Source organism: Paenibacillus sp. USHLN196 (genome assembly GCF_037144955.1).
Lineage (GTDB): Bacteria > Bacillota > Bacilli > Paenibacillales > Paenibacillaceae > Paenibacillus > Paenibacillus xylanexedens_C.
The window spans coordinates 610,123-631,824 of record NZ_JBBCYH010000003.1 but is presented as its reverse complement, the minus strand read 5'-3'; the positions used below and the strand labels follow the sequence as shown (position 1 = coordinate 631,824).

The following is a 21,702-nucleotide window of genomic DNA, read 5'->3' as shown; positions in this document are numbered from 1 at the left end:
GTTACCCTCCCTTTCCTCTATTTCAGATTAAATTCCTTGCGTTTCAACTCAATTTCATCATCAATGTACAATACATAGTCTGATAAGGCTTCACGCGGATTTTCATTTGCATTGACCACCTTGCGGAAGGCGTTGTCCAGATGTCGTCCCGTGAAGTAACCTCCAGGAAGCTGCGGGATTCCCTGTACCCATTCCCATTGTTTCTCGAGATTTTGATAATCCTTCACAGGCCAAGGCAATTGCTTCAAGGCTTCGATATTGGCCGTTGGGTAACGGGCAGCCGCTCCCATAAGACCTTCCATTTCTCTCCCGTATTCAATCTGGGTCTGATCATCAGTCCACCACTTCATGAACTTCCACGCCGCTTCCTTGTTGTCGGCATTTTCGAGCATCATCACCGCGCTCGTAGCGCTGGCCACTTCATGCCGTATGGACCCATCCGGAAGCTGTGTACCCGGAACAATCGTGAAGTCCCAGAGATTGCGGATTTCCGGAGCCATAACCGTCAGCATGTTATACGTGGTGTAATCAGCAATTCCGATCGGCATTTCCCCGGTACGGAAGCGGTTCGGAAAGTCGGCTTTGAGCGGAAACTTGTAATTGGTATAAAATTGCGTCCAGCGTTTGAACGCGTCCATTGAAATCTCCGAATCCAGTGCACTTTTCTTCTGGTCTTCGGTGTAGAACGTTCCGTCATTCTGATATAACAACATCGCAAAGGTTGAATTCGGAACCAGGTTGGCATTGTTCAGCGTATCCTCAATCGGCAGATAAAACTCCATGTTATGCTTCTGCAGCACGGCGATGGCGTTATATACGTCTTGCCACGTTTTCGGCGGTTCGAGGCCCAGTTCATCCAGAATATCTTTGCGGTAAAAGAGCATTGGAAAATGCTGCTGCTCCGGAAGGGCATATACCCCGTCGTTGTAGCGGTATGGCGTCAATCCGCTTTCACGGAACCTGCCCGAAATTTCCTCGAAATCAGGGAACTGGCTCAGATCCGCCGTTGCATTCCTCATCGCATAGTTCACCGGAATGTCTTCGCCCATCTGCATGGCTACATCCGGGCCTTCCCCCGAGAGTGTTGCGGGCAGCAAAATATTAGGCGGAACGAGACGTAACTGCACGGACACATCCGTATCCGGGGTAAACGAATCGTCGATCATGCCTTTCAGTACTTGGGCCTGATCTCGTCCGGTCGTGATCCATACGGTGATGGCATCTTTCTTTTGTTCCACGTTACCAATACTGTCGTAATCTTCGGTATACGAGGCAACATATGCACCCAGTTCGTGCTTCACCTGCTGGACGGTGCTCGCTTCCGCTTTTGGCAGCGATTCACCCGGCGGAGATACGACAAGGTAATCCAACGTAATCGGCTGTTCACGTACCGATAGAATCCATGTGCCGAGACCACCTACGTTAATTTTGAACGTATCCAGCCGTTTGGGAACCGTCTCTGGTCTGGCCGCCATATCTTCAAGCTGCAATACCATGGCGTGAAGTACGGCCACTTTGTCACTTTGCTCACCCGTGGCCTTTTCCAGGTAATCTGCAACGGAACGCAAGGTGTCAGCTTGTCGTTCAAACACCTCCGTCATCTCCGGAATACGCCGTTCCAGCTGGTAATCCCGTAGTGGGTCCGGACTGTTGGAGGTGATCATTAATATTTTGCGATACATCTCATTCAGTTCCAGCACGCTGGATTCCACGGTCCGAAGCAGCGGAGCGATGTCGCCAAGTGTAACTGTCATTCGGATTCGCTGTTTCCCTTTTTCCAGATGAAACTGATATGGCTGATCTTCTCCCGAACCCAACACCTGAGTTTGCCAAGCCGGGCTGTAGTTAAATCGAATGCGTTTCATTTCCTTAAACGGAACTTCGCCGTTAATCGTCAGACTGCGGGTGGCATAGATGCCACGCAATTGATCCTGCTTCACCTTAAGCGCCAGTTGGTACAGTCCGTCTTCAGGCACGTCAATTTCCCACTCAATCCATTCGCCCGGCAGTTTCCAGTTAATGCCCCCGATGGCGTTCATCCGAATTTTCGATACATTATAAGGCTCGAGTGAAGGGCTTGATCGGTCCGAGATTGGTGCCAGTGTAGGGGATGATTTGCTGACAGCTTCCTCCCCTTGTACTTTCAACATGACAGGAGCGGCTTGTTTCAAGCCGAGTGAGGCATAGGTCTGCTCCAGCTCTGCATAGGAAGGAACTTCGCTTTCTTGATATAGCTCGATATAATCGATCGCCATGCTTTCTCTTAATGAAGTGAGCGATAACTTCTGACTGCCTTTTTCAAAATAAAACTGAAACGGTTCCTCGAAGTACCCTGCACTGTCCTTGAAGGAAGTCAGTTGCCATTCGGGCTGTTCTACTTGTCTTGGTCTAAGCTCGTTGCCACGATCGTCCTGCCGGACGTTATCCTCGCGATTCCCCCATACCCTGTCAAACAGAAGAATATCGGCCCCTCTGAACGGGACCTTACCGTTAAGCTCAAGCCTGCGTTCGATCCCGGAGCTTTTGCCTTCTACGGGATAATAATGAATGCGAATGTTGTACAAACCGCTCACTTGAACGGGAACATCCCAGCGAATGGTTCCAGTTTCCGGCGTAATTACGGCACTTCCGTCTAATCCGGCGTAGCCTTGCACAACCTCAAATTCCCCATCCTCTGCCTGAACATAAGATTCGCCTTCGATGCGTACAATATCATCCGGTTTGGCCGTATTGTCATGAGCAGTCAGATAATGCTCATAACTGAATGAATCCTCGGTTCCCGATACCGCCTTAAAGTCCTCAAGCGCATGTACCGTTCCCGGATTACGATCCCGCGATGGATATAGTGTCCATATGGAGAGCACCAAGGCCAGGACAAGCACCAGGATTAGTCCCTTTTTCTTACGTGACCGCATGTTTGAATGTATCCCCTTTCCTGTAAGCGTTGAGAGAACTGAACGATTGACTAACCCGGACAGACCGCACCTTCACTGGTGCGTTCTGCCCGTGTAACGTGATACTTATTTGTATACCTCATCAATCGCAGCCTGGAAAGGAGCCTTGTATTTCTCGATCAGCGTGGATACGGATACCCCTTCTTTGAGCTCCCCATCAAAGTCCCAGAACGGCAATGACGGGAATGTGTTATGGTCGAGAACTAACATACCTTCCGCGACCTCTCTGGCGTTGTTGATATCTGCTTCATCGGTCAGATGTGTCTCCAGTGTGGATTGTCCCGGATACTCATAGATCGAATCGATCTCGTTAATTTTCTCCCAGATGTACATCAGTTGTTCCGGATTCTCTACCGCTTTTGGAATTGTTATAGCTTGGTAACGTGACTCACCGGAGTGATACGCTGTTGCACTTGGACCTTTTGGAAACGGTACAAAACCAATATCGTAGTCCTGCATATCCGTCATAATACCTTCGACTTCGTACATAGCACCTGAATACATCAAGGTGTTGCCTTGACGGAAGAACGTGGATGGCTCTGTCCAATCGCCGCCCTCAGAAGCTCTGCCGACCTTCTCGGTAGCCAGTTTGGACAGGAAGTTCAACGCTTCTTTCGTTTTTGGATCTTCCAGGTTCTGCTTATCCTCTTTGGTCAGAGAAGCCTCGTTGGAATACAGAATCGGTTCCAGCAAGCCCGTTTGAGCGAGTCCCCAAGTATCCAGCTTGCCATCATTGTTTCGATCCTTGTTCGCTTGCTTTGCAACGCTGATGAATGTATCCCAGTTCCATTCATCGGCATCCACATACTCCTGAAGTGGCTTCAAGCCGAGCTCTTGCATGAGTGTGCGATTATAGAAAATTCCGTTGATAAACGAGGACTGGTCCTCGGTAAAGCCGTAACCTTTACCTTCATATTGCATGTATTCCTTGGTTGTTTTCTGGTTGAATACCTTATCGTTTTTAATATAATCATCCACCGGCCATAACAGATCCTGTTTGGTCAATGCCGGAATGGCATAGTTTTTGCCCAGTCTCACCAAATCGCCAAGCGGTTCACCGGCCATCAGGGAAGCAACTACTTTTTCCTGATATTCACCGAAATCGATGGAAACGTATTCAATATTAAAGTTGTGTTTTTTCTTCAGCGCTTCGAGATTCTCAAGGCGTTGAATGTTGTCCGGGTTGTTCCCCTGTATTTCCATGTCCCACCAAGCAACAACCTTGATGGTTCTGCCGCCCATGTCAAAGTCCATTTCTGGCGTGGAGTTTTCATTCTTTGGCTCGGTTTCCGCGGGTTTTTGTTCCTCCTGTGGTGTTGTCTTTTCCGGCTCGGGTTGAGCGGTAGGTGCAGAACTGCATGCAGCAATCACCAACAAGACCGCAAATACCAGGCTCAGTAGCATGAACTTGTTTTTTCTCATCGTCTTCCCCCCTGATTGTCGTTTGCTATCACAGTGTATCGTCCAAATGAAAGCGCAAACAACCTGCCAGAATACAGATGTTTACCCGGGCTGAATATAGATTTGCGTAATTTTGCTCAAGCAAATTGCATTATAGGTTTTAATTGGTAAAGAAATGCACTGTCTACAAAAATATGCACATTGTATGCGCTTTCTTTTATTACCATAATGAAATTAAGTCAAATTTCAGTTAATCTAGCGCATTACAATTCAGCAGAAGGTGAGGTATTGCTTCATGTATGATATTTTACTTGTGGATTTCAGCCGTCGTTTGTGCGGGGAGTTGCAACAGATGTTGCTACGGAGCAAAGCTCAATATACTATTGCAAATTGTGTGTTCTCATCGGCCGAGGCTTTGACCGCATTGTCACAACGAGACTTTTCCCTTGTTATGGTACATACAGAGAGGTTTGATACCGCGGGGCTCTGGTTATGCAACGACATTCGAAAAAAAAGTCAGATACCTATCCTCCTTATGGGTGGAAGAGATCACTTCAGGTTCGTACGCAAAGCCCTGACGTATCAGGTAAATGATTATCTCCCGTATCCTGTTAGTCCCTCTTCTTTACTTAACAGTCTGCATGGACTTAGATCTCACCTTGAAACCGACCCGGCACACAAAACGTCGTCGTTCTTCAAAACACCCGTTCAAATGAATGGTAAACCCATGTACTCCAGTCATGTTATTCGTATCGTCAAGGCCTATGTACGGGATCATCTGAGTGATGAAATCACGCTGAAGAAGATCTCTGACATGCTTCATTTTAACTGTGCGTACCTTGGACAGAAGTTCAAACTGGAAGAGAAAATGTCTTTCAACGATTACATGCTTCAACAACGTATGGAAAAGGCTCAGCAACTGCTGTCCTCCACGAATCTGCGCATATATGAGGTTGCTATTGAGGTAGGTTATAAGGATATTGACTGGTTCTATAAAAAATTCAAAGCTTATGCCGGCTCCAGCCCGAATGCATATCGAAGACAAAAAATGAACAGCGCCTAGGGACGGATCATCTTCTTCTATCGTTGTTATGTAAGGCTAAACAGACAAAACCGCAGGTCTATTGCCCTGCGGTTTTTCGCGATGCCTGTCGTACTTCTCGGTATCACAATGGTTCCTATTTAGCGCACCAGAAGAGATTCCCGGTACTCCTGAGGCGTCATGCCCGTTATTTTCTTGAACAGTCGGGTAAACGAATGGGCTGCCTCATACCCCACTTGAAGTGCAATCTCGCGCACCATGAGATCTGTATTCTGAAGCAATTCTTTGGCCCTCCTGATCCGGCAGTCGTCAATGAACTCAGACAAGTTAATGCCCATTTCCTGTTTGAAGAACCGCGAAAGATAAGACGGATTAAAATGATGCAGTTCAGCCAATCTCACCAATGATAGATCTTTCTCAAGGTTGTCCTTGACGTAATTGCATAAAGAGTGAATGACAACGTTAGCACGTTCTTGTTCATTTGATCGCTTGAATCGGACTAACTCATCGGCAGCGCGGTATAGGTATTGCACGGCATCCTTCATACAGGTATACTCCCCCAAATGAAGCAAGCTTCGATGTTCCGGGATTTTCTCTTGAAGACTCCAACGATTAATGGTCGAATGCAGTAACAATGCGAGGTTGTAGTATGTCTCCATTGCACGTTCCATCGTTATATCCTGTTGCATCAGTTCACCTGCAAGCTCCTCAAAAATGTCGTAGAATGGCTGAATTCGTCCTGTCTCCAAGTAACCTGACATGATCTCGATCCGACTTGAGATCCGCATGGATTCTTTGGGTACACCTGCCGAAAGATCATCCTTATGATCCGTGAGTACCATGGATACCCCATCTCCGACTTTCATCCATTGGAGCAATCTCAACCGTTCATATTGTTTTGTTATCCCGGACCAATGACAGCTCAGCCCACTTAATGTAAACGCGATGGATACGTCAAGTGAAACCATGCAAGCTTCCTGCACAAGTTCCAATGTACCCTCAAGAAATCGTACGATCTTGTCGTTCTCCATCTCCTCCTGCTTCGGCTGAAGCAGCCATACCACATCACCATAATGATCTGTTACACTAACGCACCCCATTCGCTCATGCATCAAAGATGAGCCGATAATGCGTACAGATTCCTGGGCTTGTGTGGGCTCCGAACCTGCTCCTGACGAATTATTGAACCGACCCAATACGAGATAAACGGGGGTGTCGAACCGCAAGTCTATCTCTCGGTTGGACAATTCATCTTGCATTTCGACTGGACCAGATATGGTTGCTGTACAATCCTGAAGTAATTTCCGCAAATACGACTCTTGCTGAATCACTGCAAGTTGAGAGTTGAATTCACGCGATTGTTCCAATAACTCCAGCATGCTGTGACTCTGCCGGATCTCTTCCATCACATCTTCGACAACTGCCATCACCTTGTCATAACCTTCCGTTTTGAGCAGGTAACGCACATTGCGCATTTGAAAAGCCCGGTAGGCATAATCAAAATCACTATGTCCTGTCAAAAAAATGGTCCGACAATTCGGCCAACTGCTCTGAATCCGCTCTGTCAGCTCCAGACCACTCATACCCGGCATACGAATGTCCGTTAGAACGATGTCTATTCTTGATCGTTGCATCCAGGATAGAGCTTCTGTCGCGGAATAGGCCTTGCATACGTCAAGCCGGTCAGGCATATGCCTGGCGAACGTTTCATAGAGACTGTCCGTAATGATCTCCTCGTCATCCACAATTAAAAGTCGATACATTCGCTTTCCCCTTCCTTCCACTGGATTCGAATTGTGACTTTCAATCCTTGCAGTTCACTTCTGGATAGGAAAAGCCCGCTTCCTTCTCCATATGTCAGAACCAGACGTCGGTGAATGTTCATCAATCCCGTCATTTCATCCGTGCCTCCGTCCATGTGTAAACGTTGCTGAAGAACATGGATGTGGCTTTCTTCCAATTCATTTCCATTGTCCTCCACTGTAATCTCTGCATATGGAGCTTCCATATGAAACCCGATAATCAGAAGGCCAGGAGACGTATTCTTTTCAAGACTGTGCTCATAGGCATTCTCAATAATCGGTTGAATGATGAGTCTGGGCACCTCAATATGTTCCATTTGAACTGGAAGTGGCCCGAAATCGACTTTGATTCGTCTGGAGAATCGCAACTGTTGGATCTCCGTATAGATTCGTGAATGCTCAACTTCCTCTTTTAACTTGACGTGATCTGTTTCATTTCGGGTAATGAACCTGAAATATTCACCAAGCATATTAGTGAACTGTTCAATACGTTCTGTCTCCCCTGTTCTTGCGAACGAATTCAAAATAAAGAAGCTATTGTACAGAAAATGAGGGTTGATTTGAGATTGGAGCTGTTTCAATTCGGCTCGCTGCATCATCATTGTTTTTTTGAAATCTCGGTCGATCAGGGATTGAAGATTTTCAATCATTTGATTGAAACGGGTGTATAGGAAGCCAAACTCATCCTTTCGATTGTGCGCGATGGGGACATCAAGCACGCCGCCCTCCATTTTTTTGAATCTTTTCACTAACAATAGTAATGGAATGTGAATCAGCTTGTAGCTTGAATAGAGATAAGCCGTGATGGCGACAAATGAAGTAATTGCAAAAAGCCAAGCCCAGTGATAGAACTTGCTAAGTGGCCTGGTTACTATTTCCTCAGGCAAATATGTAGCTACGGACAACCCCAGCGAGTCCATATGTAACTGACTAACGTGATACAACGTGCCCCCCACCTTCATCCGAAAACCATCAAGTGTACCTTGTGCACTATGCTCACGGTAATTCGCGAGAATAATACTACTTTGTTGTTTATCTGTGATGGCATACCCTGTTCGGTCCTCAATCAGAAAAGTGGAACTCTCCGGGTACAGATTAAGCCGAGTGAGTTCATTCTGAAAGTGCTCTGTATCCAGCTCCACTTGAATGACAAATAGCGGCGCTTCCCCTCTCGTACCTGTCAGCCGGACGGCACTCATGTTCATGGTGTTCTCTTTCACAGTAAAATGTGTACCTTTTCCTTGCATGCCTGAACTAAAGTATAGATATGAACTCTCATCGAAATCATCGATGCCTTGGGTCGCGGAAATACTTTTGCCGACGGTAGGGATATGTACATGGACGTTTTTGATGTAAGCCGTGCTGTTCTTAAATGACGCGAGCCGTTCAGTCAGATAATTCAACGTATCCCGTCGCTCAACCTGATCCATCATGTTCCATAGAATTGCCAAACGATTCAGTTTACGATCCTCGACGATATCAAACTGCTGTAGCTCCATCCATTCCATTTCCCTATTCAGTTCCACTACATATTGGTTCAAACGTCTCTCCGTTGACAAGGATATTTCCTGGCTTGCATTGTCATAACTCCAATGATACAGATACACGCCAAGAAGAATAAGGGGAAGCACGAAGACCAGATAGGTGAATATCAATCGCACAAATATGCTGTTAAACCATGATTTAGCGGGAATCTTGATCAATGCTTCCACCTCCAATGCCAAAGGCTGGATTAGTTCCTTGTATGCGTACAGTAGTAAGTGTGAACATTATTGCTCCTTTGGCTTGTTGGTTCGGAACCACGCGTTAACTTCCGATGTGATCTGATCTCCGCCCAGCTTGCGCCAGTTCTCTACAAATCGATCAAATTCATCTATTGGCCTACCCAGAATAATGTTCATGTAGGCTTCAAGCTGGAGATCCCGCAGAATAATCTGCCGGTCCACCATGGTGTCCGTAATTCCGCCCGTGAACTGGTCATAGAGAAGTTGACCGTTCTTCTCGTATGAATCTGCAATGCTAAAAGCACCCGAAGGTCCGTAGGTTTGCTTCCAACCCCAGCCACTCTTTACACCATCCCTATCGTAGGCAACAATTCGTTTGTGAATCGCAAGGGCTTCATTCTGCAGAGCCGAGTAATCTCCTGAACTCCTGGCATCACGAATTTCCTTGTAGGCATCTATATTTTTGTTACCGGGAAAAGGAGTAACGGGTGAGAGCATCCACACTGCTCGGGAATCGTCATTGTAATATGTTTCGTACTGTGCCTGATCCCCCCAATTGGTTTCCAGATGCAGATTCATGAGCTTCACGACAACCTCCGGATTAGAAAACCCTTTTTTTACAGCAAAGTATTGGCCTGTGTTCGAACGGAGAGGTACAAATAGATCCCTGCCTGACTTCGCAACAAGAGGATATGCCTGCCATTCTATATCTGTATCTGTATCCCGGGTGGTCTGCAGCATAAAGGATGTCCACTGCTCGCCGTAGAGCATTCCTATTTTTCCATCCTGAACCAGACGAAACGCCTTACTCCCACTTTTGTAACCAAAATCCGGATCCAATTGCCCGTCAAGATACATGGTTTGCAGTACTTGCAGAGCCTCGCGAACTTCAGGTTGTATCCCTCCATAAGTAAGATTGCCTTCTGCATCTTTGACCCATATATTAGGGAATGCACCGTATCCGGACATCAAGCCTGCAGCTCCCATGACCGGATCCCATAGATGGTTCGTAAGCGCCAGTCCGTATGTATCCTGTTCTCCGTTCCCGTCAGGATCTCTTTCTGTAAACGCTTTCGAAATTTGCAGAACGTCTTCCAGCGTTTGGGGTGATTGCAGCCCCAGATGCTCCAACCAATCGGTTCTAATCCATAAGTACTGTGCTGTCTCAATGGAGGAAGATGATTCAGGAATCGCCATAAGTTTGCCGTCAATGGTCGCTGCGTCGAATGCGCCTCTTCCCTCCGCCTCCAATATTCTCTTCGTAAGTGGAGAGGCATGCTCTTGGTATACATCCGTTAAATCTTCAATCATTCCAGCATTGCTCAGTTGTCTAAGTTGGTATGGATTCACTTTGACCACGTCCGGGAAACGTCCTGCAGCAAGAGATACGCCCAGCTTCTGACTGTACACATCTCCGTTCGCAATCCAATCATAGTGAATATGAATACCCAGCTCGGTCTCGTACAAACGAGTCCAGCGATTATCCAGTATTGTCTCGCCTGGCAACTGACCAATCATTCGCTCAAGGTCATCTCCGGTTTCCCTGACAAAAGAGACCTCTATGGGCGGAGAGTATCTCCCAAACGTAGAGGGAGGTTGCATCTGCTCGCCATCCAGTTGCGAATGATGTTGTTCAGAATTCCCTTCGGTGTGGCCTGCTGGTATGCACACGGCAAGGAACAGAATGAACGTCCATCTTGATATGTCCAACCATCTCTTATACATGACGACATGCCCCCAATTCGGTGTGAACAACTCTCTTCTCTCTGTCAGCCTGAATCCATATCATTGTACAACAACTTGTACCCATTGAATACGAAAAGCCGCCGTTGGGCGGCCTTTATGGATTTCCCTTGATCTCATCAGGGTTGATTACGTGATAGTCAAAACTGGAAAAGTCAGCTGTTCCTCCAACCATTTGGGTCGAATATACAAATAAACCAACCCGGCATCCCATAAAATGATCCAGTTTGTATAACATTTTATGGTGAATCCCTAGATCTCTCCACTTCATCCCATCAAAATAGGCAAAAGAGCACTCATCCAGATTGTTTTCAAAATTTCCGAATGCTTTCAGCTTAACGACTGGATCGGAGACTGGAATACGTGCATGTTCAGTCGCTGGCTGCTGATCGATCAGGTTGCCAAATATCGTTGGATCCTCACTATCTCTGGCATGCATGACCAGGAAAAACGAGCCTTGCTCTCTCGTAAGAGCGATCATGCCATACGAACCGATTAGAAAGCACAGCCCTGCATAATCTCCATCTTTTAGGGAACTGCCATCGAGTGTGACCGTCGCTTCACAAGCAGGCCCCATTGAACGCTGGGTTAGTGTGTTTACGGCAAACGTCAGGTTTGGACTGATCTGTCCAGTTCGAACACGATAAACCCCCGGTTTTTCTGTAACGGACCAGAGTTCATCATGAGGTGTATGATTCCATTGCCAGAAATCACGGAGCCGTATTCGTCCATCTTCTTCGACTTCATAATCGAAACGGTCGCTCCCGACCAATGGATTATAACGGTAATCTGGTCTGGTACTCGGGATGTAAATCTGTTTCGGTGCTTTGCTTGCAAACACTGGGATATCTTGATCAAAATGCAGCGGAACCAGTACAGGAATACGGCCAACGGCCCCATGATCCTGAAATAGCATCGCGTACCAGTCACCATCCGGCGTATCCACAATGCCGCCCTGAGCAACGCCTGAATTGAAATAACCCATGTCGTCATTGAATACTTCTCCACCAGCGAAAACACCTTCCAGAGAGTCAGCCATATAATACGCCTGTGTTCTACGTCCGGAAGCTTTCGTGATGTGAATCAGGAAAACGATATATTTCCCGTTGATCTTGTAGAAATGTGCTCCTTCATAACCAAGGTGATAAGGCTGCTGTTCTTTTACAATCAAGCGATGTACTCCACCAGGTTTGGGCCCGGACAGGTCAGAGCTTAATTCGGTGAGATAGATCTTGGCATTACCGTGCACGAGATATACCCGTTCATCATCGTCAAAAAATAAGGAGCAATCATGGTAGAATCCTTCCACTAGCTGCTTCTTCCACACTCCTGAGATGGATGTGGACGTGTACAAGTATGTTTTACGGGTATCATTCGCGACAAAGATTACATAGAACACCCCTTGATGATAACGAAGAGAGGCGGCCCACATGCCTTTGCTATAAATATGCTGACCATCCACTAGCCGTTGGGCTGGAGTATCGTCCAATGTGTCGTACACATAGGTAGCTACTTCCCACTGAATCAGGTCATATGAACGCAGGATGACACAACCTGGCATCATGTGCATGGTTGTGCTGACCATATAATACGTGTCCTCTACACGAATAACGTCCAGATCCGGGTAGTCGGCCCAAATAATTGGATTTGGATACATGTTTCATTTACACCTCATCTTTTCTGTTAAACTTCCATTCTCTTAAAAGGATAGTTGAGCTGTCTGTTGAGCCTTTAAGCATAATATACAAGTTATGAACACCTTGCGCACCCGTAATTTCGGTTGTTCGTTCCATCCAGTGAAGTGATCCAGTCCTGGACGTAACGATCATTTCTCCAATTAACGGTCCGTCTGTACGATCAAGCCGAAGTTCCAACGTACCTTCTGTACCTTGATTCGCAAGGATTGCTTTGAAGATTGCTGGTCCTTCACGATCAAAATCGACGTTCGATATTGCAATCCAGCTGTCGCTCTTCAGCTTGGCTGAAATCACATTCGAATCTGCTGCTGACACCTCAGCAGATATCTCAACAGCGTCGTGATATTGTTCTGTTGATACGCCACTACTCCATCCAATCGTTGAACCAGTTACCCGTTGATAGGGATCAAAGCACTTGATCTGATCTACGCCCTGATAATCTGCATGTACCATCTTGATTCGACCAGAGGCCTCATCATGTTCGATTCGATTCAGATGCGTGGAACGGTATCCTTCCGGAATATTCATGGCTTGGCATAACGTCTGGGCGTGATAAGCAATGTACCACTGATCCGCCAGTTGGAATATAGCATGATGGTTGTTGCCGCCAATACCAAAAAAGTGTCCGGGATTCTGAAGAATCGTTCCTTGATATGTCCATGGACCCATTGGTTGAATGCTGGTCATATAAGCAATTTCTCCAGCCGGTGGACTGCCTTCTGGCCGATCACCCTTGTCAAAATTGGAGCAATACGTATAGTAGTAAATATGATTATATTTATGTATTCCTGAATCCTCAAACATATATGGCGCCGGGATGACCTTCGCTTTGCCAACGACGCTGATCATATCGTCTCCCAATCGCATAACCCTTGCCGTATCCGGTCTCTCGGCTTTACCTTCGGGTATACCGCCTCCAAAATAGAGATAGGCTTGATGATCGTCATCTACGAACACAGCAGGATCGAATAGCCAAGTTACTTCTTCTACACCCGGAGTCTCTCTTGTAACAAGTGCTTTTCCTATTGGATCTACCCATGGACCTACAGGCGTTGGTGCCGATAATACACCGATTCCACTGGCATTGTTTGCAAAATATAGAAAGAAGCAGTCTTCGCCTTCTATTATTCGATGAGCAGCTGCCGGAGCCCAGGATTGAGAAGCCCATTTCGCTGCCCCCTGAGGTCCAGCAACTCTGATCTCACCATGATCGGTCCAGTTAATCAAGTCATCTGAAGAGATTACTGTGATCCGGTTGATTGAACTATAGCTGTTTTTCTGAGGAGTACCGTCCATGTCATATTCGAGCTTATCACTAGTCATATATAAGTAGACTCGATTGTTAAATACCAAAGCATAGGGATCGGCTCCAAATTTGTGGGCTATCAGAGGATTTCCGTTGGGACGAAGCTTCCCAATCTCCTCTGTAAACTTCTCCAGTTTGGCAGACTGGACCGGGTTTTGCTCACCAGCATGTGATGTAGAATGAAGATTCATCGAAAGAATTCCCCCTATAATCGTTATTAGTTATCTTTCAACACGAAAGCGTTTGCAATACTAAGGATACCATGATAGGATGATTACATTTTAAGGTAAGCTGAGTACAATTTCATTGCGTTATCCGCTCTATTTATTGCGTGAAATGACGGGAGGTGCTTCATGAGCGGGTCCTCTGAGTATTTTTATGATCCCATCCAGCCAGAACTTTTGTACCTGCATCGAGTAACGACGTATAAGCTGGAAACGATCTATCATCGCCATAATGCATACGAGATCTACCTTTTTCTTCGTGGCAATGTTCACTTTTATGTAGAAAATCGATGTTACCATGTGCAGCCGGGAGATCTACTTGTGATGTCACCTTCAGAGATGCATCGAGCCTTTATCTTGGATGAATCTGAATATGAGCGAATTACAATTAATCTTAAAAAAACGTACCTCCATCAGCTGTCTACAAGATCAACCAACCTGTCGTCTTGTTTTGATCATCGTTCAAAAGGAACAGGAAACATCGTTCACCTCGACGATCGTAGTCTGAAGCAGATATTGCAATGGACGAGCGAGCTGGAAGAATTACTTGCTTCCGATGCTTATGGCGCGGATATCAAAATGAATGCAGTGATAGCCCAATTGCTGGTCAAGATTAACGTCTGTTTTCACAACAATTCCTTTGTTCCACATGACATTATGCCTGATCTGGTACGTGAGACTATGGATTATATTGAGACACATCTGAATGAAGATATTACGCTTCGCAAACTTGCGGAAGCCTTCTATATGAACAGTACTTATATCAGCCGCCAGTTTAAAAAGCATACCGGATTGACGATCAGGTCCTACATATTGGGTCGTCGGATTGAACGGGCCAAATTCCACCTGTCTGAAGGAATGAGTATTACGGATGCTTGCTTTCAATCGGGCTTTAGTGACTATGCTAACTTTATTCGGAGTTTTACCAAAATGGTCGGTATCTCTCCAGGCAAATATAGCAAACAACGACATGACGCCATTGAACCGTTACCATGATAATAACAAGCTAATGTATTGAAAAAAGCAAAAAAACATCAAGCCATACAGGATGGCTCGATGTTTTTTTATTGCGATCATAACCGCTCGTTAATTGATCTCTTTTCCCGTCCACAATCGAACGCGATCCTTAATCCATTCCGTATACTGTTGTTCCATGGCTACCGCACCGGCAGCGTCCAATTCAGCAATCATATTGTCATATATGCCTTCAAACGCACTTGGAGAGGATGTGATCGCCTCGGCGATCCGTTTCTGAATAATATCCTGCGTTTTCTGATACACCACATTATAATCCCCGCTATCGGACGGAATCGGCATGTTGTAAGCCGCGCCCCACTCTTTTACCGGGAACTCTTCTTCAGAAGGGAACAAATCCTTCCAGGTTGTGATGCCATACCCTTTCAGCGCTTCTTTTTCCTCATCGGAATAACTTTGCTGAATCTGTTCAGGATAATTCGTCGTGTAATAGTTGTCCGTTGAATCTTTAACACCATCCCCGTAGTGGGCACCAAAAATGTAGTACAAGCCTACACCGGTTTCTTTGGTAAACGTGTTATTGTCTTTGTTTTTACGTTCCTGCACATCTGCCGGAATGGTGCGAACACCGTCTTCCACGTTGTAGTGTTCTCCTTCAACGCCCCAATTTCTCAATACTTGTCCTTCTTCAGAAGACATCCAGTCCAAAAATTTGATGGCTCGAACAGGATCTTCACAATCGACCGTTATCCCAATGCCATAACCGTCAAAGCCGATATTCTGAAAGTCTTTGCGCTGGAAACTATCGTCTAGTGTTACCGGATAGAATCCGTAGGTCATGTCGTCTTTCCCTGCACTTTTCAGCGCATTTTCCGCATCACTGAATCCCCAGTTCGGATCAAGTAACGAAAGCACGCGTCCGCTGGCGATTTTGGACTTATACTGATCATCTTTTTGAACAAAACTGTCTTTGTCCAGCAAGCCTTCATTGTACATCTTGTTCAACCAGCGGAAATATTCCTTTTCCTCTGGGCGTTTGTAATGCAGCACGGCTTCATATGTGTCTGGATCGATGAAATACTCGCCATCTCCTGGGCCACCCGTCGACATGGCAGCGGGGTCAGTCACCGTAATCATGCGTCTCCAGCCATCCGCACTAAGCGTTAGTGGAATCGTTGGCTGCCCATCGTCTGTTGTCGGATGCTTCTCGTAAAAGTCACGTAGTACGTTTTCGAAATCGTTTAAGGTTTTGATCTCAGGATACCCGAGTTCCTTGACTACACGATGTTGAATGGCTGCACCATTCGTAGCGTCAAAGCTGACCTGATCGATCGCACCGTTCGTCGGAATCCAATATATTGAAGGATCATCATTGCTGTATTTCAACCGATTAAAATGCTCTCCGTAAATCTTTTTCAAATTGGGCGCGTGTTCTTCGATCAGATCCGTCAAATCTACCATCGCACCGGCATCTACGAGTCGGGTCAAATTGCCTTTAGGGAAGATCAGATCCGGATAATCGCCACTGGCAGCCATCAGGGAAATGCGGTCATTACCTCCTCCGCTCGAAATATCAAATTCTGCATCAATGCTCACACCGGTTTCTTCCGTAATTTTCTTTCCTACGGCATCCTGCATTTTGTTCCAATTGGGACTTGCGTCTGCTCCAAAGAAAGTAAAGGTGATCGGGCTGTTCGGATCACTGCTATTCGACTCGGCATTCTCTGCAGCATTTCCACAACCGACGGAAATCAGCACAACACTTGTTACCAGGCATGCTCCTAGCAATTTTGAAACGGCTCTCATTATTTCTCTGCCCCCTAGATGGTGTTAGTCGTGATAAACAATCCAGACATTACAGTAACTCGTTTCGGAATAGTATACGCTTACATAATTCAGTGTTAATAAACGATTAAAATCCTGCCTATCCTATTCCATGCTTAAAGTATAGGGAAGTCTATTAACCCGAACCTTGATTATTAAGCCATGAAAATAGCATGATCTAGACATGATCCTCAGTCAACTGAGGAGACCATAAAAAGCGATGGTTGCCCATCGCCTCATAACGCCAATATTACATTTCAATAATATAATTCCAACGTAAATCCTTGGATCTCACCTTCCACATCCCGCATCAATTCGATGACTTGGTCAGCGTAATCTCCAAGAATTTCTTTGCTTTTCTCGAATCCAAGCCATTGAACAGTAAGCGGCATGCTTACAGCCCCGGTCAAGACATCCCATAATGCGTCCAAATTGGCTCCATAGCTCTCGTCTAACTCAAGCTGTTTCTGAAGCACTTGATGCAACTCTTCCTTGGTGTGAGTGTGGTTTCCGTCAATCTGAATGATGCTCATCTCATTCCTCCGTATGTGTGATCTGTTCAAATGACTTGTAATGATCTGTCGTCTGGTAGATTAGGCCATCATTCGAGTATAGAATTCGATCGCTACCGCGTCGTCCTCCTGAATAATGTATATCGGCTTCGTACCATATCCGACCTTTTTGGTTAGGTAATAACCCTTCCCGGTTTCTGAATACATCGCCGCCGATGCTTTTGCCAGGAGCTACTTCATGCAGATTCCCTTCATTCGGTTCCCAGCCCAATTCTCTGGCCTCTTTCTTGGTAATGTAATTTGGCGGCAGTTCATTGTGCTCCGAGATATAATTGGCAACCTCATTAAATCCCATATCCTCCGATACTACTTGAGAAGAGCCGGTATCAAACAAAGACTGTGAAGTACAACCTGTGAACATTAATGCGGCAATGATGATAAATAAAGTGTAAGCCATTTTTCTGAAAAACATAATCTTTTCTCCTTTTGATGTTCTTGCTGCTATTCGTATTGTCGACACCTCTAACCATGAACAATGACTCTAATGTTAACGACTTGTGGTCATTAAATCAATTCTATTGAGACAAAAAAAGCCGCTATTTAGCGACTTTTTTCCGATGATAACCGATCATAGTTGATTATAAGATTAATCCCATACACTAATTCAGTTTATCTATCCATTTCTCTAATGCTACGACAACCTCTTCCAACTGCTTTTCTTCCCTAATTGCAGGTTGATTATCTCCTTTTTGCATGCCGTATGACCCAAATTGACCATGATTCCCACCCTCAATACTCACATATGTCGTGTCTTCCGGCAGATTTGCTTTGGAGTTCTTCCAGTCTTCCCTGTTAAGCACTCCGTCATCCGAGCCTGTAATTTGTAAGATAGACAAGTCTGTATTCTTCAAGCTACCGCCTTCATCAGCATAGGATGCCAGGAAAAAGACGCCTTTCAACTTCTCCGTGCGCTCGGCAGCATACCGTGATGCAAATGATCCTCCTAGTGAATGTCCGCCAATAACAAATGATTCATCAGGATGTTCCTCGATAAAAGAATCAGCCTTGTTCTGACCGAAAATGGCCAAGTTTATTGGCATCTTCGCGATGTATACGCGGTGACCCTCTTCTGCCAGTTCTCTGGCAAGTGGAGAATAGCTTTCAGGTTCGACTAGACCGCCGGGATAGAAAATAATATTTGGCTTTGTTACCTCTGTACCCACGGGTTCAAACCGGTAACCGTCCTTAATCTCGGTGACATTAACCTGACCATCACTTGTAAACGCCGCTTCCGCTCGCTCAGACGGACTATACGTGACCGATTGAAGATATACGAAAACTCCGGCCACGATGATAACGATGGCCAAAATTGTCCACATGATTATCTTTTTCCATTTGTTTGTACGTTGTGCTGTTTTCAACTCTAAAACCACCTTTTCATGAGGATAATGTTTATGACTTTTCAACTCTCAATAATTATACTTACCGGTAAGTATAATTACAAGATGATTTTGCTTACTATCGTTATTTGTCATAAAATATTCATGGAGGGAAGTCCAATGACAGAAAAATCAACGAAACGTTTACCTGGAAGACCCAAACATGCTGAAGAAGATATCTCTATTCAACAAACCATCATTCAAACGGCTTCCAAGCTATTCATGGAATATGGCTACGAAACGGTCACACTTCAGCAAATTGGAAAAAGTTGTAGCGTATCAAAACCGACAATCTATTATCATTTCACCAGCAAACCCGAGCTATTCAAGGTTGCTTTTACAACCATGTTACAGAATGTCAGCCGTTTAACCTCGCATATGCTTGATCAAGCTGAAGATCTGGAATCAGGACTTGTATGTTTGGCCGAAGCCAGATTGGGAAATCCGCATGCGGAGATTGAAACTATGCTTAGAGAGGCTGAGCCTTTTCTTGACCACGCTCAGATTCAGGACATACGTGCAGCGGAGCATGGTATTCACGAAGTGTTAGCCACCCATTTCCAGCGGGCAATGGATCAAAATAGACTGCAGACGGATGATCCGTATTTCTTGGCCGAAACATTCTCCACCATGATGCTCATGGGGAATCGGGAAGACAACCACCACAAATATGGTTCCAATCTTTCATTAGGAAAAAAACTAGTAGACCTCTTCCTTCGTGGAGCGCAGTAAAAATTCAGGGCAACAAGGAGAATGGATATGACTATTCCCAGAGGAACCTATGGTTTTCGGTTCGCTGAAGACAAGGAGCTCCAACTATGTTCACTATTTGCGGCCGGATCTGATTCTATAACCGACCCTTCTTATCTCTGGGATGGACTCGAACGTACGGATGGGCCTCTCCTGTTGTTCCAGTATACGATCTCGGGTGAAGGTGTATTTGAGTCAAATCAATACATCCACCATGTCACTGCAGGACAAGCTTTTTTGGCCGAAATCCCAGGTCCACATCGCTATTACTATCATTCAGAATCGAAAGAGCCTTGGGAGTTTCTCTTCCTGTTGTTCCGGCCCACACTTGTCCTGCCCCATTGGCGAAAATTCCTTCGCGAAGTGGGAGAGGTACCCTATCTCCCCGCTGACTGTACACCAATCCGGTTGTTGCGAATGATCGTGACCGATGCGGCGGCAGGCAGAATCACTGATCCTCTAATTGCATCATCCAGTGTGTATCAGTTCATGACAGAACTGGTTAGATTGCAGAAAACAACGCTGAGCAACAGAGAAAACTGGTCGGGTAACATACAACGGGCCGTTGAATACATAGAAAACAACTACTCTAAGATGATCAGTATGGATCATCTTGCGGAACATGTGTGCCTTTCCAAATATCACTTCATACGTCGCTTCTCTTCCAGTACAGGTCTGACCCCGGGCGCTTATCTGACCCGCGTGCGCACTGAGAAAGCGATGGAATTGCTGCGTGGAACTGGTCTTAGCATTGAAGTCATTGCCGAACAAGTCGGGTATTCCAGTGGAAGTTATTTTATCAAAGCCTTTCGCGGCATAACTGGCTTTACGCCAGGTGAATTCCGCAGTGGTGGCGAAAGCCTCGTGTATCGTAAATTGTTCTTTGACTAACCGCAATATTATGCTATTTCACATGTAAGATTACTGTAGATATTAATAAAATCCTTTATTATGATGAATTTAGCGAGAGCAATAATTAATCAGTAGAGGAGTATTCCCATGAATCATACGCTTGCAGCATCAACTCCACCGCTTGGCTGGAATAGCTGGGATTGCTATGGCGCGGCCGTTACAGAGGACGAAATTCGTGGTAACGCCGAGTACATGGCAGAACATCTTAAAGACTTCGGCTGGAGTTACATTACGGTTGATATTCAATGGTACGAGCCTTATGCCAATTCTTCTCAATATCGTCCGTTCGTTCCACTAATTATGGATGAATATTCACGGCTTATGCCTGCCGAGAACCGCTTTCCTTCTGCTGCGAATGGACAGGGATTTAAGCCATTAGCCGACTACGTTCATAGTCTTGGGCTGCAATTTGGCATTCACATCATGCGCGGTATTCCGCGTCAAGCTGCACATGCCGGGACTCCGATCCTGGGCACAACCGCCACTGCACGCGATATTGCTCATCCGAACTCCATCTGTCCGTGGAACACAGATATGTACGGTGTCGATAGCTCGAAAGAAGGAGCACAGGCCTATTATGATTCGCTCTTTGAACTGTATGCACAATGGGGCGTTGACTTGGTGAAGGTGGACGATATTGCGGCTTCCAGGCTCTACGACACCCATCAGCCTGAGATCGAAATGATAGCCAAAGCAATTGACCGGTCCGGTCGGCCTATGGTCCTGAGCCTGTCTCCTGGGCCTGCTCCTGTGGAATACTCGGAATTCTTAGCTGAACATGCGAATATGTGGCGTGTTACGGATGACTTCTGGGATCTTTGGCCGCTGTTATTGGATATGTTCGACCGCTGCCGGACATGGCAAGGTGTTCCCCAAGCCGGCTGCTGGCCAGACTGTGATATGCTGCCTTTAGGTCATATCGGTATCCGTTCTGTAGACGGAGGTGGTGCAGACCGCTGGACTCGGTTCACACCTGACGAGCAGTTGACGATGATGTCGCTGTGGAGCATCTTCCGTTCCCCGCTCATCTTCGGTGGTGAACTTCGAGATAACGATGATTGGACACTGTCGCTGTTAACCAACCGAGAGGTTCTTCGAATGCATCGTGAGAGTTATGGAGCCAGAGAAGCCTTACGTCAGGAAGAACTTATCGTATGGACAGCTCAACATGGTGATGGCTCGTCCTACGTCGCTGTATTCAATACAGGCGAGAAACCTCTGCCCGCGGATCTCAATATAGAGGAAATCAGCCTCTCGGGTATTACCGAAGGTACCGAATTATGGAGCGGAGAAGCAGCTGATTTCACAAAGAACTCCTTAGTTACTACTGTACCGGCACATGGTGTACGCCTCTATCGGTTTACCTAAGCTTACCAAAGAAAAAGAGAGGTCTGTCA

The 21,702-nt window shown here is 46.0% G+C and carries 16 protein-coding genes; 5 read left to right on the top strand and 11 right to left on the bottom strand.

From position 1 onward, the window contains the following. Positions 1-17: 17 nt before the first annotated feature. Together WFI24_RS09525 and WFI24_RS09520 are read right to left on the bottom strand one after the other, a co-directional pair. On the bottom strand, positions 18-2,915 hold the full coding sequence (locus WFI24_RS09525; protein WP_336760181.1) for an extracellular solute-binding protein: 2,898 nt from the start codon (positions 2,913-2,915) through the stop codon (positions 18-20). A 105-nt stretch (positions 2,916-3,020) separates the two neighbouring features. Then, positions 3,021-4,376: an extracellular solute-binding protein gene (locus tag WFI24_RS09520; protein WP_036670945.1), complete on the bottom strand. Its 1,356-nt coding sequence runs from the start codon at positions 4,374-4,376 to the stop codon at positions 3,021-3,023. 274 nt (positions 4,377-4,650) lie between these two features. Here WFI24_RS09520 and WFI24_RS09515 point away from each other — a divergent pair, with 274 nt between their 5' ends. Beyond that, entirely contained in the window at positions 4,651-5,418 is a 768-nt protein-coding gene (locus WFI24_RS09515; RefSeq protein WP_336760179.1) for a helix-turn-helix domain-containing protein, read from the top strand. Between the two features lie 119 nt (positions 5,419-5,537). On the opposite strand, the gene WFI24_RS09510 is transcribed toward WFI24_RS09515, so the two are convergent. The 5 genes from WFI24_RS09510 to WFI24_RS09490 all read right to left on the bottom strand — a co-directional run bounded on the left by WFI24_RS09510 (position 5,538) and on the right by WFI24_RS09490 (position 13,860). Beyond that, positions 5,538-7,160: a helix-turn-helix domain-containing protein gene (locus WFI24_RS09510; RefSeq protein ID WP_336760178.1), complete on the bottom strand. Its 1,623-nt coding sequence runs from the start codon at positions 7,158-7,160 to the stop codon at positions 5,538-5,540. Continuing rightward, a complete protein-coding gene (locus WFI24_RS09505) occupies positions 7,145-8,911 on the bottom strand; it encodes a sensor histidine kinase (RefSeq protein ID WP_336760291.1) in 1,767 nt (588 codons plus the stop codon). Before WFI24_RS09505 ends, WFI24_RS09510 begins: the two co-directional genes overlap by 16 nt. Before the next feature lie 57 nt (positions 8,912-8,968). Beyond that, positions 8,969-10,648 (bottom strand): extracellular solute-binding protein, encoded by a 1,680-nt coding sequence (locus WFI24_RS09500; RefSeq protein WP_336760177.1) that lies wholly within the window; start codon positions 10,646-10,648, stop codon positions 8,969-8,971. Between the two features lie 115 nt (positions 10,649-10,763). Further along, positions 10,764-12,323, bottom strand: a complete 1,560-nt coding sequence (locus tag WFI24_RS09495; protein WP_336760176.1) for a glycoside hydrolase family 43 protein — start codon at positions 12,321-12,323, stop codon at positions 10,764-10,766. A 7-nt stretch (positions 12,324-12,330) separates the two neighbouring features. After that, a complete protein-coding gene (locus tag WFI24_RS09490) occupies positions 12,331-13,860 on the bottom strand; it encodes a glycoside hydrolase family 43 protein (RefSeq protein ID WP_336760175.1) in 1,530 nt (509 codons plus the stop codon). A 162-nt stretch (positions 13,861-14,022) separates the two neighbouring features. Between WFI24_RS09490 and WFI24_RS09485 the strand changes: the two genes are divergently transcribed. Further along, a complete protein-coding gene (locus WFI24_RS09485) occupies positions 14,023-14,889 on the top strand; it encodes an AraC family transcriptional regulator (RefSeq protein ID WP_336760173.1) in 867 nt (288 codons plus the stop codon). 90 nt (positions 14,890-14,979) lie between these two features. On the opposite strand, the gene WFI24_RS09480 is transcribed toward WFI24_RS09485, so the two are convergent. From WFI24_RS09480 to WFI24_RS09465, 4 genes are all read right to left on the bottom strand, one after another. Next, positions 14,980-16,674 (bottom strand): ABC transporter substrate-binding protein, encoded by a 1,695-nt coding sequence (locus WFI24_RS09480; RefSeq protein WP_336760171.1) that lies wholly within the window; start codon positions 16,672-16,674, stop codon positions 14,980-14,982. A gap of 275 nt (positions 16,675-16,949) precedes the next feature. Beyond that, positions 16,950-17,225: a barstar family protein gene (locus tag WFI24_RS09475; RefSeq protein ID WP_145325942.1), complete on the bottom strand. Its 276-nt coding sequence runs from the start codon at positions 17,223-17,225 to the stop codon at positions 16,950-16,952. Position 17,226: 1 nt separating this feature from the next. After that, positions 17,227-17,676 carry a ribonuclease domain-containing protein gene (locus WFI24_RS09470; protein ID WP_336760169.1) on the bottom strand — a complete coding sequence of 150 codons (450 nt, stop codon included), beginning with the start codon at positions 17,674-17,676 and terminating at the stop codon, positions 17,227-17,229. 187 nt (positions 17,677-17,863) lie between these two features. Next, a complete protein-coding gene (locus tag WFI24_RS09465; RefSeq protein WP_336760167.1) occupies positions 17,864-18,625 on the bottom strand; it encodes an alpha/beta hydrolase in 762 nt (253 codons plus the stop codon). A 138-nt stretch (positions 18,626-18,763) separates the two neighbouring features. On the opposite strand from WFI24_RS09465, the gene WFI24_RS09460 reads away from it, so the two are divergent. From WFI24_RS09460 to WFI24_RS09450, 3 genes are all read left to right on the top strand, one after another. Next, positions 18,764-19,375 carry a TetR/AcrR family transcriptional regulator gene (locus tag WFI24_RS09460; protein ID WP_336760165.1) on the top strand — a complete coding sequence of 204 codons (612 nt, stop codon included), beginning with the start codon at positions 18,764-18,766 and terminating at the stop codon, positions 19,373-19,375. A 27-nt stretch (positions 19,376-19,402) separates the two neighbouring features. After that, complete coding sequence (locus WFI24_RS09455; RefSeq protein ID WP_336760163.1) at positions 19,403-20,284, top strand: AraC family transcriptional regulator; 882 nt, start codon at positions 19,403-19,405, stop codon at positions 20,282-20,284. A 108-nt stretch (positions 20,285-20,392) separates the two neighbouring features. Continuing rightward, on the top strand, positions 20,393-21,673 hold the full coding sequence (locus tag WFI24_RS09450; protein ID WP_336760162.1) for a glycoside hydrolase family 27 protein: 1,281 nt from the start codon (positions 20,393-20,395) through the stop codon (positions 21,671-21,673). Positions 21,674-21,702: the final 29 nt, after the last annotated feature.

Excerpts from the sequence above, each read along its gene's own strand:
- WFI24_RS09475 (WP_145325942.1), bottom strand. The coding sequence starts at position 17,225 with ATGAGCATCATTCAGATTGACGGAAACCACACTCACACCAAGGAAGAG.
- WFI24_RS09495 (WP_336760176.1), bottom strand. The coding sequence starts at position 12,323 with ATGTATCCAAATCCAATTATTTGGGCCGACTACCCGGATCTGGACGTT.
- WFI24_RS09525 (WP_336760181.1), bottom strand. The coding sequence starts at position 2,915 with ATGCGGTCACGTAAGAAAAAGGGACTAATCCTGGTGCTTGTCCTGGCC.
- WFI24_RS09455 (WP_336760163.1), top strand. The coding sequence starts at position 19,403 with ATGACTATTCCCAGAGGAACCTATGGTTTTCGGTTCGCTGAAGACAAG.
- WFI24_RS09485 (WP_336760173.1), top strand. The coding sequence starts at position 14,023 with ATGAGCGGGTCCTCTGAGTATTTTTATGATCCCATCCAGCCAGAACTT.
- WFI24_RS09520 (WP_036670945.1), bottom strand. The coding sequence starts at position 4,376 with ATGAGAAAAAACAAGTTCATGCTACTGAGCCTGGTATTTGCGGTCTTG.
- WFI24_RS09460 (WP_336760165.1), top strand. The coding sequence starts at position 18,764 with ATGACAGAAAAATCAACGAAACGTTTACCTGGAAGACCCAAACATGCT.
- WFI24_RS09450 (WP_336760162.1), top strand. The coding sequence starts at position 20,393 with ATGAATCATACGCTTGCAGCATCAACTCCACCGCTTGGCTGGAATAGC.
- WFI24_RS09470 (WP_336760169.1), bottom strand. The coding sequence starts at position 17,676 with ATGTTTTTCAGAAAAATGGCTTACACTTTATTTATCATCATTGCCGCA.
- WFI24_RS09500 (WP_336760177.1), bottom strand. The coding sequence starts at position 10,648 with ATGTATAAGAGATGGTTGGACATATCAAGATGGACGTTCATTCTGTTC.
- WFI24_RS09515 (WP_336760179.1), top strand. The coding sequence starts at position 4,651 with ATGTATGATATTTTACTTGTGGATTTCAGCCGTCGTTTGTGCGGGGAG.
- WFI24_RS09490 (WP_336760175.1), bottom strand. The coding sequence starts at position 13,860 with ATGAATCTTCATTCTACATCACATGCTGGTGAGCAAAACCCGGTCCAG.
- WFI24_RS09480 (WP_336760171.1), bottom strand. The coding sequence starts at position 16,674 with ATGAGAGCCGTTTCAAAATTGCTAGGAGCATGCCTGGTAACAAGTGTT.
- WFI24_RS09510 (WP_336760178.1), bottom strand. The coding sequence starts at position 7,160 with ATGTATCGACTTTTAATTGTGGATGACGAGGAGATCATTACGGACAGT.